The 13901-nt window shown below is 68.1% G+C and carries 19 protein-coding genes; 12 read left to right on the plus strand and 7 right to left on the minus strand.

The genetic code is table 11. The features are described from left to right. Positions 1-32: 32 nt before the first annotated feature. On the minus strand, positions 33-338 hold the full coding sequence (locus D0Z60_RS08865; protein ID WP_118857902.1) for a hypothetical protein: 306 nt from the start codon (positions 336-338) through the stop codon (positions 33-35). Between the two features lie 161 nt (positions 339-499). On the opposite strand from D0Z60_RS08865, the gene rpmB reads away from it, so the two are divergent. Then, positions 500-799 (plus strand): 50S ribosomal protein L28, encoded by a 300-nt coding sequence (gene rpmB, locus D0Z60_RS08870; protein ID WP_118857903.1) that lies wholly within the window; start codon positions 500-502, stop codon positions 797-799. Positions 800-801: 2 nt separating this feature from the next. Here the strand turns inward: rpmB and D0Z60_RS08875 are convergent, their stop codons facing one another. From D0Z60_RS08875 to D0Z60_RS08890, 4 genes are all read right to left on the minus strand, one after another. After that, the gene (locus D0Z60_RS08875) at positions 802-1626 is read right to left on the minus strand and encodes an esterase-like activity of phytase family protein (RefSeq protein WP_162888168.1); all 825 of its coding nucleotides are present in this window, start codon (positions 1624-1626) and stop codon (positions 802-804) included. Positions 1627-1793: 167 nt separating this feature from the next. Beyond that, positions 1794-3614 carry a cobaltochelatase subunit CobT gene (gene cobT, locus D0Z60_RS08880; protein WP_118857905.1) on the minus strand — a complete coding sequence of 607 codons (1821 nt, stop codon included), beginning with the start codon at positions 3612-3614 and terminating at the stop codon, positions 1794-1796. 3 nt (positions 3615-3617) lie between these two features. Further along, on the minus strand, positions 3618-4622 hold the full coding sequence (cobS, locus tag D0Z60_RS08885) for a cobaltochelatase subunit CobS (RefSeq protein ID WP_118857906.1): 1005 nt from the start codon (positions 4620-4622) through the stop codon (positions 3618-3620). Between the two features lie 10 nt (positions 4623-4632). Next, complete coding sequence (locus tag D0Z60_RS08890; RefSeq protein ID WP_240325592.1) at positions 4633-5316, minus strand: winged helix-turn-helix transcriptional regulator; 684 nt, start codon at positions 5314-5316, stop codon at positions 4633-4635. Between the two features lie 123 nt (positions 5317-5439). Here D0Z60_RS08890 and D0Z60_RS08895 point away from each other — a divergent pair, with 123 nt between their 5' ends. Genes D0Z60_RS08895 through D0Z60_RS08925 form a run of 7 tightly spaced genes read left to right on the plus strand, consistent with a single transcriptional unit; the run spans position 5440 to position 9860 of the window. Continuing rightward, entirely contained in the window at positions 5440-6114 is a 675-nt protein-coding gene (locus tag D0Z60_RS08895; RefSeq protein ID WP_118857908.1) for a glutathione S-transferase family protein, read from the plus strand. Then, entirely contained in the window at positions 6111-6479 is a 369-nt protein-coding gene (locus D0Z60_RS08900; protein ID WP_118857909.1) for a DUF1428 domain-containing protein, read from the plus strand. Before D0Z60_RS08895 ends, D0Z60_RS08900 begins: the two co-directional genes overlap by 4 nt. Further along, entirely contained in the window at positions 6472-7248 is a 777-nt protein-coding gene (locus D0Z60_RS08905) for a VOC family protein (RefSeq protein ID WP_118857910.1), read from the plus strand. Before D0Z60_RS08900 ends, D0Z60_RS08905 begins: the two co-directional genes overlap by 8 nt. Positions 7249-7258: 10 nt before the next feature. Further along, positions 7259-7768, plus strand: coding sequence for a VOC family protein (locus D0Z60_RS08910; RefSeq protein WP_118857911.1), 510 nt, complete (start codon positions 7259-7261; stop codon positions 7766-7768). Continuing rightward, on the plus strand, positions 7761-8426 hold the full coding sequence (locus tag D0Z60_RS08915; protein ID WP_118857912.1) for a dihydrofolate reductase family protein: 666 nt from the start codon (positions 7761-7763) through the stop codon (positions 8424-8426). Before D0Z60_RS08910 ends, D0Z60_RS08915 begins: the two co-directional genes overlap by 8 nt. Continuing rightward, positions 8423-9073 carry a glutathione S-transferase family protein gene (locus D0Z60_RS08920; protein ID WP_118857913.1) on the plus strand — a complete coding sequence of 217 codons (651 nt, stop codon included), beginning with the start codon at positions 8423-8425 and terminating at the stop codon, positions 9071-9073. The genes D0Z60_RS08915 and D0Z60_RS08920 overlap by 4 nt, the downstream gene beginning before the upstream one ends. A gap of 52 nt (positions 9074-9125) precedes the next feature. Beyond that, positions 9126-9860 carry an SIMPL domain-containing protein gene (locus D0Z60_RS08925; protein WP_118857914.1) on the plus strand — a complete coding sequence of 245 codons (735 nt, stop codon included), beginning with the start codon at positions 9126-9128 and terminating at the stop codon, positions 9858-9860. Here D0Z60_RS08925 and D0Z60_RS08930 read toward each other — a convergent pair whose 3' ends face one another. Then, positions 9861-10427 (minus strand): J domain-containing protein, encoded by a 567-nt coding sequence (locus D0Z60_RS08930; protein WP_118857915.1) that lies wholly within the window; start codon positions 10425-10427, stop codon positions 9861-9863. Then, positions 10427-10936: a hypothetical protein gene (locus D0Z60_RS08935; RefSeq protein ID WP_118857916.1), complete on the minus strand. Its 510-nt coding sequence runs from the start codon at positions 10934-10936 to the stop codon at positions 10427-10429. Before D0Z60_RS08935 ends, D0Z60_RS08930 begins: the two co-directional genes overlap by 1 nt. A 36-nt stretch (positions 10937-10972) precedes the next feature. Between D0Z60_RS08935 and D0Z60_RS08940 the strand changes: the two genes are divergently transcribed. The 4 genes from D0Z60_RS08940 to D0Z60_RS08955 are packed head-to-tail and all read left to right on the plus strand — an operon-like array spanning position 10973 to position 13885. Continuing rightward, complete coding sequence (locus D0Z60_RS08940; RefSeq protein ID WP_118857917.1) at positions 10973-11257, plus strand: BolA family protein; 285 nt, start codon at positions 10973-10975, stop codon at positions 11255-11257. A gap of 2 nt (positions 11258-11259) precedes the next feature. Next, on the plus strand, positions 11260-12135 hold the full coding sequence (locus D0Z60_RS08945) for a DUF4349 domain-containing protein (RefSeq protein WP_118857918.1): 876 nt from the start codon (positions 11260-11262) through the stop codon (positions 12133-12135). Next, positions 12135-13007 carry a pirin family protein gene (locus tag D0Z60_RS08950; protein WP_118857919.1) on the plus strand — a complete coding sequence of 291 codons (873 nt, stop codon included), beginning with the start codon at positions 12135-12137 and terminating at the stop codon, positions 13005-13007. The genes D0Z60_RS08945 and D0Z60_RS08950 overlap by 1 nt, the downstream gene beginning before the upstream one ends. Next, positions 13007-13885, plus strand: a complete 879-nt coding sequence (locus D0Z60_RS08955) for an alpha/beta fold hydrolase (protein WP_118857920.1) — start codon at positions 13007-13009, stop codon at positions 13883-13885. The genes D0Z60_RS08950 and D0Z60_RS08955 overlap by 1 nt, the downstream gene beginning before the upstream one ends. Positions 13886-13901: the final 16 nt, after the last annotated feature.

Raw genomic sequence — 13901 nt, forward strand, 5'->3', positions numbered from 1 at the left:
TAATCCCAACGCGGCGCCCTGTCACGCGGGCGCTATTGGCTGTTGCCCGGAACCGTCGGCGGAGTGGCCGGCGCGGCCTGGTTGGTCGAGGCCGGCGGGTTGACCGTCACGCGCGGCAGCGGGACGGTGACATTGGCCGGCTGGGCGCCGACCGACACCGTACCGGTCTGGACGTCGAACGCCGGAGCCTGACCGCCGCTCGCGGTCACGCCATTCTCGGTCGCGGAGACGCGCGGCACCTGCGCATCGCGGGTCTGGTTGATATTGAGGAAATTGGTCGCGATCGCCGCGATCACCGCCAAAACGGCGATGATCAGGATCAGGAACAAGGTGCGCACTGGCCTCTCCTATTATGACATATGTTAGGGCAAACGCCCGCGCGGGCCATCGGGTTGCCTCGGTTTCGACCGGCGCGGTTGACGTCCCGGCCCGGCGAAGCTATCGGGCTGCGCTTTCCGGGGACCCTTGCGGTGCCCGCCTTTAAATCAGGATTGAGACCATGTCGCGGGTTTGCGAGCTGACCGGCAAGGGCCGGCAGGTGGGCAACAATGTTTCCCACGCCAACAACAAGACCAAGCGCACGTTCCTGCCCAATCTGCAGAACGTCACGCTGATGTCGGACGCGCTCGAGCGCAGCGTCAAGCTCAAGGTGTCGACCCATGGTCTGCGCTCGGTCGAGCATGTCGGCGGCCTCGATAATTGGCTCGCCAAGACCGGCGAGGACAAGCTCAGCCTAAAGGCGCGCAAGCTCAAGCGCGAGCTCGCCAAGCAGCAGACCGCGGCCGCGGCCAAGGCCTGAGCCTAGCGGGTCGGCTTGAGGTCGACCGCAATCAGCAGAGTTCGCCGCCAGCGGCGGTTGTCATTGTCGGTGACGACCCACAGGCGCGTCGCTCCGCCGGCGAGCGGCTGCGCCGCTAGCCCCTCGACATTGTCGAGCGGACCGAGATCGAGCGCGATATCGGCCGACCCCGGCACGGCGACGGCCGCGGTGAAGCCGCCATGCCCCCAGCCGCGCTTCAACAGCGCGATCCGACCGTCGGGCAAGGCCGCCGCGTCCGACACGCCGCGGTCTTCCGCATAGATTTGCAACTCGCGACCGGCGGCAACCGCCTCGACTCCGCGGTTCTTCCGCCATCCGCGCGCATCGAGTGCGATTCGCTGGAGTTCGCGCCGGAAGTCCGGATCGTAGCGGATCAGTTGGTGCGATTGCTCGAAGGAGGTCCACCAGCCGTCGTCGGCGCGTGCGAGCGCTTCCGAATCGCGCCCGATCTTGGTCGCCGGATTGCCCGCCACGGCCGGTAACGGGCGCAGTTCTGCCGGACCTGCCTGGCCCGGGAAAGGCAGCCACACGAGGACGCCGCTGTCGGACAGCGCGAGCAATCTTCCGCGGTCGAGCGCGAGTGCGGAAAAGCCGCCGGCCCGCGGATCGTCGCTGCGTAGCGCCCACGCGCCGACCAACCGCGCCGATCCGTCTTCCACCTGCGGCAGCTCGACCGGCACCCAGTGAACATTCGGCCGCGACGGCGACAGATTGAGCGGCGGGCGATTGGCGCGAAGCCACAGATGGCCGGCGAGGATTGTCGCCAGCAGCGCCAACATGTTGAAAATGCTCGATTTGCTGAACATCGGCTGCACGCGCCGTTCAGGCTGCCGGAATTGCGAATCGGGCATAAGTCATTGCAACGACGGGGTTTCCCCCTTTTTCCTCGTTGCAAAAAATCCCTCGCGTCGCGTAACGAGGGGGGCCGGGGTGCGTAATCGCCCCGGCCCCAAGTTTTCCCGGGGCATTCTCTTCACGTGCGGTCGAACAAGGCGACGAGCTGATCGATCAGCGCGCCGCCCAATTGGTCGGCGTCCATGATCGTCACCGCCCGCGCATAATAGCGCGTCACGTCGTGGCCGATGCCGATCGCCGACAATTCCACCGACGAGCGCGATTCGATCCAGCCAATGACCTGGCGCAGGTGGCGCTCGAGATAGGTGCCGCCGTTGGCCGAGGCGGTCGAATCGTCAACCGGCGCACCGTCCGAAATGACCATCAGCACGCGCCGCTCCTCGGGCCGCGCAAGCAGCCGCCGGTGCGCCCACAGCAGCGCCTCGCCGTCGATATTCTCCTTCAAGAGACCCTCGCGCATCATCAGCCCGAGGCTCTTGCGGGCATGGCGATAGGGCTCGTCGGCGCGCTTGTAGACGATATGGCGAAGATCGTTGAGCCGGCCCGGATTAGGCGGCCGCCCCTCGCTCAGCCACGCCTCGCGACTCTGCCCGCCCTTCCACGCGCGGGTGGTGAAGCCGAGGATCTCGGTCGCCACCCCGCACCGCTCGAGCGTCCGGGCGAGGATGTCGGCGCACATCGCGGCGATGGCGATCGGCCGGCCGCGCATCGAACCTGAATTGTCGATCAGCAGGCTGACCACCGTGTCCTTGAAGTCGGTCTCGCGCTCAACCTTGTAGCTCAGCGAATGGGCCGGTGAGGCGACCACGCGGGCGAGCCGGGCGGCGTCGAGCAACCCCTCCTCCTGGTCGAAGTCCCAGCTGCGCGCCTGTTGCGCCATCAGCCGCCGCTGGAGCCGGTTGGCGAGCCGCGTGACCAGAGCGGATTGCCGGCCGATCTGCTGGTCGAGATAGGCGCGCAGGCGAACCAGCTCCTCGTCGTCGCAGAGCTCCGGCGCGGCGACCATCTCGTCGAACCGCTCGGTGTAGGCACGATAATCACTAGTTGGCTCGTCGGGCCAGTTGCGCCGCGACGAACGGGCCGCGGCCTCGTCGCCGCCGTCGTCGGCGCTGGTCGGCTCGCCCTCGTCGAACGACTGGTCGTCGGCTTCGGCATCGCCATCGCCTTCCTCCGAGCGGTCCGAGCGCATTTCCATCTCGCCCTGGTCGGCGCCGGCCGCCTGGTCCTGGTCCTCGCCCTCGTCGGCGCTGTCGCCCTCGCCGTCGTCATCGTCGCCGCCGGCCTCGTCGGGCTCCTCGGGGACACGGTCGGACTGGGCCTCGAGCCCGAGATCCTCGAGCAGCCGCCGCGACAGCTCGGCGAAGGCCGACTGGTCGTCGATGGTGAGCGCCAGCGCATCGAGCTCGGCGCCGGCCTTCTCCTCGATCCACGGGCGCACCAAGGCGAGGCCCGATTGCGCGCTGTCGGGTGGCTCGGCGCCGGTCAGCCGCTGGCGCGCGACGAGCCCGAGCGCGGTTGCCAGCGGCACTTCCTCGGCGCTCCGGGCACGGCCGATCGCGTCGAGCCGGGTACGCGCCTCGACGTGGGACAGGAGATTGTCGCTGACCCCGCGCATCGCCCGCGCGCCGAGCGCCTCGACGCGCGCTGTCTCGAGCGCGTCGAACACCGCGCGCGCATCGCTGTCGAGCGGCGCACCCTTGTTGTGCAGCGCGGCGTCGTGATGGCGCAGGCGAAGCGCCAGCGAGTCCGCCGCTCCGCGCGCCTCGGCCACCAGCCGCGGCTCGAGCGATGGTCCGGGCGAGGACACGCGCGCCACCTTGCCCGCGGCTGGATTGCCCTGCTCCGACGCGAAGATCACCTCGACCTCGCCGTCGCGGGCGATGGCTCGCGCGGCGCTGGCCAGCGCGGCGCGGAAGCGGTCGAGGGAGGACGCGGCCATCGCTCAGGCGCTGTGCGCGATGCTCTCCGGCAGATCGGTGCCGAACACCCGCTGGTAATATTCGGCGATCAGCGGCCGCTCGCTCTCGTCGCACTTGTTGAGGAAGCTGACCCGGAAGGCGTAGCCGACGTCGCCGAAGATCAGCGTGTTCTGCGCCCAGCTGATCACCGTGCGCGGGCTCATGACGGTCGAGATGTCGCCGTTGATGAAACCCTGGCGGGAGAGTTCGGCAACCTTGACCATCTTGTCGACGCCCGCCTTGCCATCGGGGCTGTCGTATTCGCCCGACTTGGCGAGAACGATCCGAGCCTCGGTCTCGGCCGGCAGATAGTTGAGCGTCGAGACGATGTTCCAGCGGTCCATCTGGCCCTGGTTGATCGCCTGCGTGCCGTGATAGAGGCCGGTGGTGTCGCCAAGCCCGATGGTGTTGGTCGTCGCGAACAGCCGGAACCACGGGTTGGGACGGATCACGCGGTTCTGGTCGAGCAGGGTGAGCTTGCCCTCGGTCTCGAGCACGCGCTGGATGACGAACATCACGTCCGGCCGGCCGGCGTCATATTCGTCGAACACGAGCGCGACCGGATGCTGCAGCGCCCACGGCAGCAGGCCTTCGCGGAATTCGGTGACCTGCTGGCCGTCCTTGAGCACGATCGCGTCGCGGCCGACCAGGTCGATGCGGCTGATGTGGGCGTCGAGATTGATTCGCACTAGCGGCCAATTCAAGCGCGCCGCGACCTGCTCGATATGGGTCGACTTGCCGGTGCCGTGATAGCCCTGGATCATCACCCGCCGGTTGCGTGCGAAGCCGGCGAGGATCGCGAGCGTGGTGTCGGGATCGAACACATAAGCCGGGTCGAGATCGGGCACGCGCTCGTCGGCCTCGCTGAACGCCGGCACTTCCATGTCGCTATCCAGCCCAAATGCGTCGCGCGCCTTCACCATCCGGTCGGGCGCGGCGAGGATGGTGTCGGAGCGGCTGTCGAGCGTGACGTTGGGGATGTCGGTCATGGCTTTGCGCTTAGGCCAGAGCGGCGGCGTCCTCAACCGCGACCTTCGGCGGAAGCTGGAACAAAGTGATGAACCGGGCCGCCGCCGAACGGTCGCCGCGGACCTCGATGAGGTCGAGCGGCTGGCCGCCGTAGACGATGGCCGCGAGGGCTGCGGGGGCCCCATCGAACACTGCGTCGCAGCGGTGGAAATCGCCCTCGCCGGCCCGGGCGACCTTGATCCCGCCTTTGCGCACCCGCGCGATGTAGCGGTCCTGGCCGAAGACAAAGCCGAAGCGGGCGTCCATGCCCTTGGCGCGCTTGGCATCGATCATGGTGCGGAACGACAGCAGGATCGACACGCCGCTGATCGGCAAGGTCGGGTCGTGGCGCGGCGAGCGCGCCGCCCAGCGGCCGAGCGCCTGGACGATCGGCTCGGCCTCGCGCCCCCACTCGGTCGCGTCATAGACCTGCACGCTGGCGGGCGGAGGCAGGCGCCTCCTCACCACCAGCCCGCGCTGCTCGAGTTCGGCTAGCCGCTGGGTCAGGACATTGGCGCTGATTCCCGGCAGGTCGGCGCGCAGATCGCCGAACCGGCGCGGCCCGAGCATCAGTTCGCGCAGCACCAGCAGCGCCCAGCGCTCGCCGATCAGCTCGAGCCCATGCGCCGTCCCGCAGGCGTCGTCATAGCTGCGCTTCGCCTCGCCTGAACGCACTCTGGTTATCTTTTCTAACTGCACGGTTGCTAATTATGACTTTCGGGTCCAACATTCAAGCGAATCGAGTCGTGGAGGTTAAAATGTTGCCGTTACCGTTGCTTCGACCGAAGGCCGCCTGACGTGCCGATCGACCCCTCCGCGGAGATCGAGATCACAGCGTTCCGCTGGGTGCCGCCGTTCGCCGCCGGACTGGTCCGCGACCAGCGGCTGCGCTGGGCGCTCGAGGAGATTGGCCTGCCCTATCGCGTGCGCCTGCTCGGCTTCGAACGGCCGGCCGATTATGTGAAGGAGCAGCCGTTCGACCAGGTGCCGACCTATCGCGAGGGCGAGCTCCTGATGTTCGAGACCGGGGCGATCGTCCAACACATCGGCGAGAAGGACGAGCGGCTGCTGCCGCGCGACCCGGTCGGCCGCATGCGCGCCATCCAGTGGTGCTTCGCGGCGCTCAACAGCGTCGAGCCGGCGATCACCAATTTCTCGCTGATCGACATCTTCTACGCCGACCAGGAATGGGCCAAGCTTCGGCGCTCGGGCGCGGAGGAATTCGCGCGCCTCAAGCTCAAGCGAGTCGCCGACTGGCTCGGCACCCGCGAGTGGCTCGAGGACCGCTTCACCATCGGCGACCTCCTGATGGTCACCGTGCTGCGCAACCTGCGCCAGACCGACCTCGTCAACGCCCACCCTGTGCTCGGCCCCTATCTCGCCCGCGGCGAAGCGCGCCCCGCGTTCCAGCGCGCGTTGGCCGACCAGCTCGCGACATTCGCCGAACACCAGCCTCAAGGAGAACCAGCATGAGCTATATCGACGGTTTCGTCCTGCCGATGCGCGACGATCAGCCTGAGCCGTATCGCGACATGGCCCAGAAGTTCGCTGCCAGGGCGCGCGAGTTCGGGGCGCTGGGGTCGGTCGAGGCCATGGGCGACGGGCTGGAGCGCGGCCACACCACCGACTTCTTCCGCGCCGTCCAGGCCGAGGAGGGCGAGAACGTCGTCTTCTCGTTCGTCATCTGGCCCGACAAGGCGACCCGTGACGCCGGTTGGGAGAAGATCATGGCCGACCCCGAGATGCAGCCGGGCGGCGACATGCCGTTCGACGGCAAGCGCATGTTCTGGGGCGGGTTCAAGCCGTTCGTCAGCTCGATGGAGGGTATCGATGTCTAATCCCCACGGCAGTTTCGTCTGGTACGAGCTCCTCAGCCCTGACGTCGACGGCGCCAAGCGTTTCTATGACGCGGTCGTCGGCTGGACGGTCGAGGCGCAGTCCAACTTTCCCAACGGCTACCGCATGATCGGCCGCGCCGACGGTCGTAACGCCGGTGGAATCCTGCCGCTGAGCGAGGAGATGCGCAGCCACGGCGCGCAGCCGGCCTGGCTCGGCTATGTCGGGGTCGACGATGTCGACGCCACCGTCACGGCCATGAGCGAGGACGGCGGCAAGGCGCTGATGCCGCCGTTCGACATTCCCGGCGTCGGCCGGGTGGCGCTGGTCGCCGACCCGCAAGGGGTTCCCCTCTATGTCATGCGCGGCGCCAGCGGCGAAAGCAGCGACGTGTTCTCGGTCGACCAGCCGCAGCACGTGCGGTGGAACGAGCTCGCCACCACCGATCCGGCCGGAGCGATCGCCTTCTACGCCCGCCACTTCGGCTGGGGGCAGGAGGGCGACATGGACATGGGGGAGATGGGCAAATACCAGTTCGTCAATCACGGCGCGACGATGATCGGCGCGGTCATGCCCAAAATGCCGCAGATGCCGGTCAGCGCCTGGACCTATTACATCGGGGTCGACGACATCGACCGCGCGGCGAGCGCGGTGCGCGATGGCGGCGGACACATTGTCCAGGAGCCGATCGAGATCCCCGGCGGCGAATATTCGCTGGTCGGGATCGATCCACAGGGCGCCGCCTTCGGGCTCGTCGGCCCGCGCCATTGAGGAGAGGGCAATGACCGAAAAGCTGATAACCTGCCTGTGGTTCGATCACGGCGAGGCGCGCAAGGCGGCCGAATTCTACGCAGCGACCTTTCCCGACAGCAGCGTCGGCGAGGCGATGCGCGCGCCCGGCGACTACCCCGGCGGAGCGGCCGGCGACGAGCTGACGGTCGAGTTCACGCTGCTCGGCCGCGCCTTCGTCGGCCTCAACGGCGGCCCCCAATTCAAGCCCAACATGGCGGTCAGCAACATGATTGTCACCGAAAGCCAGGACGAGACCGACCGCTTCTGGAACGCGATCGTCGACAATGGTGGCCAGCCCAGTGACTGCGGCTGGTGCACCGACCGCTGGGGCTATGCCTGGCAGATCACGCCGCGCATCCTACTCGAGGGCAACATGCACCCGGACCCGGCGGTGGCCAAACGCGTGTTCGCGGCGATGATGACCATGGGCAAGATCGACCACGCGCGGATCGAGGCGGCGGTGCGCGGCGAGACCGCCACGGAGAGCGCCGATGCGTAGGATCGTCGGCGCGGCGTTTGTCACCCTCGACGGGGTGATGCAGGGCCCCGGCGGTGCGAATGAGGACACGACCGGCGGCTTTCGTTTCAGCGGCTGGTTGCCGCCGGTTGGCGACGAGGCGATCGAGGCCAAGATCGGCGAACTGTTCGGCCGTCCGTTCGACCTTCTGCTCGGCCGCCGGACCTACGAAATTTTCGCCGCTTATTGGCCCTATGCGCCCGACGAGATGGCGCAGATTCGTGATCCGTTCGACGCCTGCACCAAATATGTCGTCACTCACGGCAACCAGCCGCTCGAATGGCGCAATAGCCAGCGGGTCGATGGAATCGAGGCGCTCCGCGCGATCAAGCAAAGCGAGGGTCCCGACCTGGTGATCCAGGGCAGCAGCGTGCTCTATCCCCAGCTGCTCGAAGCTGGGCTGCTCGACGAGCTGACGCTGATGATCTCGCCGGTGGTGCTGGGCGAAGGCAAACGTATGTTCGGTGATGGCACCCCGCCGCGGACACTGGAAATGACGGGCCACCAAGTGTCCGACCGTGGCAACATTATCGTTACCTACCAGCCGGCGGGTCCCGTCGCGCTCGGCAGCTATGTCACCGGCGAGCCGAGCGAGCGCGAGAAGCTGCGTCAGGCGGAAATGGCGGACGGCAGCTGGTGAGCCTCACGCTCTTCGCGCACCCGTTCAGTTCCTTCTGCTGGAAGGTGCAGATCGCGCTCGACGCCGACGGGACGCCCTACGCCTATCGCAACGTCGATCCGTCCGAGCCGGGCAATATGGACGAGCTCAAGCGACTGTGGCCGCTCGGCAAATTCCCGCTGATGGTCGACGATGGCGAAGTCTTCGCCGAGACGAGCTGCATCATCGAACATCTCCAGGCCCACCACCCCGGGCCGAACCGCTGGATTCCGGATGGTGCCGAGGGCCGCCGAGTCCGCTTTCTCGACCGATTCTTCGACCTGCACGTCCAGGGGAATATGCAGCCATCGGTCAACCATGCGATCTGGCCCGACGGCGAGGGTCTCGCGGCGGCGCGCGGGATCGCGGCGCTGCGCACCGCGTACGACTGGCTCGAGACAAATTTGCCCGACGGCGAGTGGGCGGTGGGCGACACCTTCACCCTCGCCGACTGCGCCGCCGCCCCGGCCTTGTTCTACGCCGATTGGGTCGAGCCGATTGGCGGCGACCGGCCACGACTTGCCGCGTATCGCGCGCGCCTGCTCGCTCACCCAGCCGTTCAGCAGTCGGTTGAGCGCGCCCGACCCTACCGACACTATTTCCCGCTCGGAGCCCCCGACCGGGACTGATTGACGCAGGCATGTGACACTATATCCTGCGCGCGTTCGTCAGGAGCCTGTCATGCGTCATGTCCCGATTGCGTTCGCCGCCCTTGCCGCCGCCGCCTGCACCCCGGCCCCGCCCGGTGTGCGCGGGGTTGAGCGGGACGAAACCCTGCTGACCGTCAGCGCCACTGGCCGATCGGAGACTCGTCCCGACGAGGCGCGGTTCTGGCTTGGGGTCGAGACCATCGCCGCCAATGCGCGCGAGGCGAGCCGCCTCAACAACGAGAAGATGCAGCGGGTCGCCGCCGCGCTAGAGGGCTTCAAGGTCGGCCGCGACGACATGCAGACCGAGAACCTCGCGCTCGGCCGGATCGACTATGGCAAGGACCGCGGCCGCTTCCGCGCTTATAACACGGTCGAGGTGCGGTTGCGCGACATGGCGCGGGTCAGCGAGGCAATCACCGCCGCTACCGAAAGCGGCGCGAACCTGATGCGCGGTCCGGCGCTCAGCGTGTCGGACCGCGAGGCCGCCAGCCGCTCCGCCTATGCGATGGCGTTCAAGGCAGCCCGCTCGCGCGCCGATGCCTATGCCGAGGCGGCCGGCCTTGAGGTGGCGCGGGTGCTCACCATCCGCGACAATGGCGAAGGCGGCTACTCGCCGCCGCCGATCTCGATGGACGCGAGCGAGACCATGGCGGTGCAGATGTCCGCCGCGCCGGCAGCCCCGCCGCCGCCGCCCGCCTCGTTCAACCCGGGAGTCAATCGGGCGACTGTCTCGGTGTCGGTCGCCTTCGCCTTGCGCGAGAAATGATCAGGCGAAGGCGCGCGCCGTCTTGAGCAATTGATAGGCGTCGATCACTCGGGCCAGCGCGCGCTCGTGGCTGCGGTCGCCGCCGTTGCGGTCCGGGTGATAGCGGCGCACCAGTTCCGAATAGCGGCGGCGGAGTGCGGTCCGGTCGGCATCGTCGGCAAGGCCGAGCACGCCCATCGCGTCGCGCTCGCGGGCGTCGAAGCGGCTCGCCCTGGGCGCTGCCCGGCCTGGCCGAAAGCGCGCCGAAATGGCGTCGAGCGGATCGCGAAAGTCGGCCCATGCTGGCGCCGGGTCGGCGCCCGCGGCGGAGAAAGCGCGGACATTGCGATCCCAGCCGGCGATTGGCGATTGCGCCGCCTCGATCTCGTCGGGGCTCATGCCGGCGAAGAAATTGTAGGCGCTGTTATGCTGGCGAACATGGTCGAGGCACAGCCAGCGCCACGAGCCCGGCCCGTCCGGCCCGCCGGGGGTGAGCGGCGCGCGAAATTCGCCGGGCTCGTCGCAGCCCGGAATCGCGCAATGCGCCGCCCGCCCCTCGACCCGGCCGTGAAATTTGCTCTGCTTCATCAGGCCGCCAACGGCCAATCGAGGGTGACGGTTGCGCCGGCCAGCAAGGCGACCCAACGATCGCGAAAATCGGCGATCTCGCCGCGCACCTGGTCGATCGTCGCGCCATCGATCGCCATCGGCGCGACCAGCGATTGCGCGCAGCCGGCCGCGGCCATGCTGCGCACGCCGTCATGCCCGTCGCCCCCGCCCCACAGATCGGCTTCGAACGCCTCGACCAGCCGCTCGACCTGGATGATCGCGACGAAATCGGCATCGGGCGCCCGGGCGCGCTTGGCACTGGCGTGGCCGGCGGCCTTGGCCAGGTCTCCGATCTCGGCCGGGTCGCGGCCGGCGGCGACCATCCCCCAGAAACCGTCGCGCCGGCCGAGGGCGCGCTCGACGAAAAAATGGACCACGTCGTGCGGCACAGGCCCCTTGTGCGGCAGCCGGAAGGCCGCAACCGATCCGTCGCCGCGGCGCGCCTCGATGCGGTCTTCGCGTTCGCCTTTGGTGATGACGATGTCCATGCTTCCTCGCGGCCTCAAGGCGTCTATATAGCGGCGATGCGCACGACCTCCACCGGCCCCGTCGCGGCCGAGATGATCCGCCGGCTGGAGGCAGCGCTGGCCCCGACCCGACTGACGCTGACCGACGACAGCGAGCAGCACCGCGGCCATGGCGGCTACAATCCCGCCGGCGAAAGCCATTTTAGCCTGGCAATCGAAAGCCCGGCCTTCTCCAACATGACCCGAGTCCAGCGCCAGCGCGCGATCTACGCCGCGCTCGGCGAACTGATGGACGAGCGGGTCCACGCCCTCAGCATCAAGGCCAGCGCGCCGGGAGAGTAAGCATGTTCAAGCGTCGCATCGGAATGGTCTTGGCCGCGCTCGCGCTGCTTGGTGCGTGCAGCGATGGCGCGGAGCGTGGGCAGGTCGGCGAATCGGCCGACTTGGCGGAGGATGTCGCCGCGGCGCCAGGCATCGTCCCGACCGCTGCGCCAGGGGTTGCCTTCACCTACAGTTACGGTTTCCAGCTGGCCGATCCGGCGATCAGCGCGGCTCAGGAGGAGCATGCCGCGGCGTGCGAGAAGCTCGGGCTCGAGCGCTGCCGCATTACCGGAATGACCTATCGACTCGATGAGCGCGACCGGGTCGAAGGGACGCTCAAGCTCGCTATAGATCCGTTGCTCGCCCGCAGCTTTGGGCGGGACGCCATTGCCGTGGTGCAGCGCCGGGACGGCGCGTTGCGTTACACAGAAATCGAGGGAGAGGATCAGAATCCCGCCCTGGAGGATGCCGCCCGCCGAGAAGGCGGGGCGAGCGTTGAAATTGCTCGGCTGGAGGCGGCCTTGCGCACGGCCAAAGGAGACGAGGAGCGGGTCGCGCTGCGCCAGCAACTTCGCGAGCTTCGCGATCAGGTCGAGCAGGCCCAGGCGCAGGAAACGACGGCGGAAGCGAAAATCCGCCGGACGCCGATGAACTTCACGTATCTCGGCGGTGCGAGCGGGCGCGGCTTTGCCGGCGAGAACCCGGTTCGCGAGGCGTGGTATCTGTTTGTTGACAGCGTCGCCATGATGGTCGGCTTCCTGCTCAAGGCGCTGGCCGTGCTGCTGCCGTGGGCGCTGCTGATCGCGCTGCTGGTCATGCTTGCCCGGTCGCGTCCGGCGCTTCGCCTACGCCGCTGGTGGGGCTCGGACGCCGATCATGACGCGAGCCAGGCCAGCTGATGATCGCCATCGAGCCCGTCACACATGATCTCGGCGCGTTCAAGGTGCGGCGGGTGTTGCCGTCGCGCGGGCGGACGATGGTCGGGCCGTTCATCTTCGTCGACGAATTCGGTCCGGCCAGCATGGCGTCCGGCGAGGGGATGGACGTGCGGCCGCACCCGCACATCAACCTCGCCACCGTGACCTATCTGTTCGACGGCGCGATCCACCACCGCGACAGCCTCGGCACCGATCAGGTGATCCGTCCCGGCGCGATCAACCTGATGACCGCGGGGCGCGGGATCGTTCATTCCGAGCGCAGCCCGGCCGAGGAGCGCGCCGCGGGGGGCACTCTCTACGGCATGCAGACCTGGCTGGCGCTGCCCGACGGCAAGGAGGAGGTCGATCCGGCGTTCGACCATGTGCCGGAGAGCGGCCTGCCGTTGATCGAGGACACGGGCGTCAGCGCACGGGTCCTGATGGGCCGGCTATGGGGTGCCGAGGCTGCGGCTCACTGCCACTCGCCGACCATCTATGCAGACCTTCGGCTGAACGGCGGGTCGCTGAAGATCGAGCCCGAAGCGGACGAGCGTGCGGTTATGGCGACCGAGGGGACGGTGACGCTCGACGGGACTCGCCTGTCGCTGTTCACGCTCTACGTCCTCGCGCCGGGGGCGGAGGTGATCGTGGCGGGCATCGGCCGCGCCATGCTGCTCGGCGGCGGCGCGTTCGCGACACCGCGCCACGTGTGGTGGAATTTCGTCAGCTCGGACCGCGAACGGATCGTCCAGGCGCGCGCCGACTGGACCGCCCGCCGCTTTCCGGTCGTCCCGGGCGACGAGGAGGAATGGATCCCGATCCCCGAGCAACCCAATACGGTGAGCTATCCGTGATGGAGCAGCGCCTGCTTGAGCTTTCGACCGGCATCCGGATGAACGTCGCGCTGGCCGGGCGCGCCGATGCTCCGCCGGTCATCCTGCTGCACGGCTTTCCCGAATCGCACCGCACCTGGCGCTCGCTGGCGCCGCTGCTGGCCGACGACTTCCGGTTGGCGATGCCCGACCAGCGCGGCTTTGGGGCGAGCGACAAGCCGCAGGATGTGGCAGACTATGAGTCCGAAATTTTGCTCGCCGACCTGTTCGCGCTCGCCGACGCGCTGGAGATCGAGCGGTTCGCGCTGGTCGGGCACGATTGGGGCGGAGCAATCGCCTGGATGGCAGCGCTCAGCGGCAATCCCCGCGTCGAGCGGCTCGGGATCGTCAACTCGCCCCATCCGCTGATTTTCCAGAAAAGCCTGATCGAGGACGAGGAGCAGCGCGCCGCGAGCCAGTATATCCGCGCTTTTCGCAAGCAGGGGCTGGAGCGGATGGTCGAGGGGATCGGCTTCGAGGCGTTCTTCGACAAGAGTTTCGCGCCGCACGTCGACATGACCAAGGTCAGCGCCGAGGAGCGCCAGCGCTACATCGCCGACTGGTCGCAGCCGGGCGCGCTGACGGCGATGCTCAACTGGTATCGTGCGTCCAAGCTGGTCGTCCCGCCGCCGGGGATCACCGTGCCGGTGCCGGACTTCGCGCTGCCGAAGATCGACATCCCGGTGTGCGTCATCTGGGGCATGGACGATCGTGCGCTGCGTCCGGTCCAGCTCGAGGGCATCGAAGAGGTCGGGCGCGATGTCACCGTCGTGCCGCTGCCCGGAGTCGGCCATTTCGCGCCGTGGGAAGCACCCGAAGCGGTCGCGGACGGGCTCAGGCCCTTCCTCGCGGGACGCTGAGCGGCTAGGCGCGCTA

It is taken from the genome of Sphingomonas mesophila, from assembly GCF_003499275.1.
In the GTDB taxonomy this organism is placed as follows: Bacteria; Pseudomonadota; Alphaproteobacteria; order Sphingomonadales; family Sphingomonadaceae; genus Sphingomicrobium; species Sphingomicrobium mesophilum.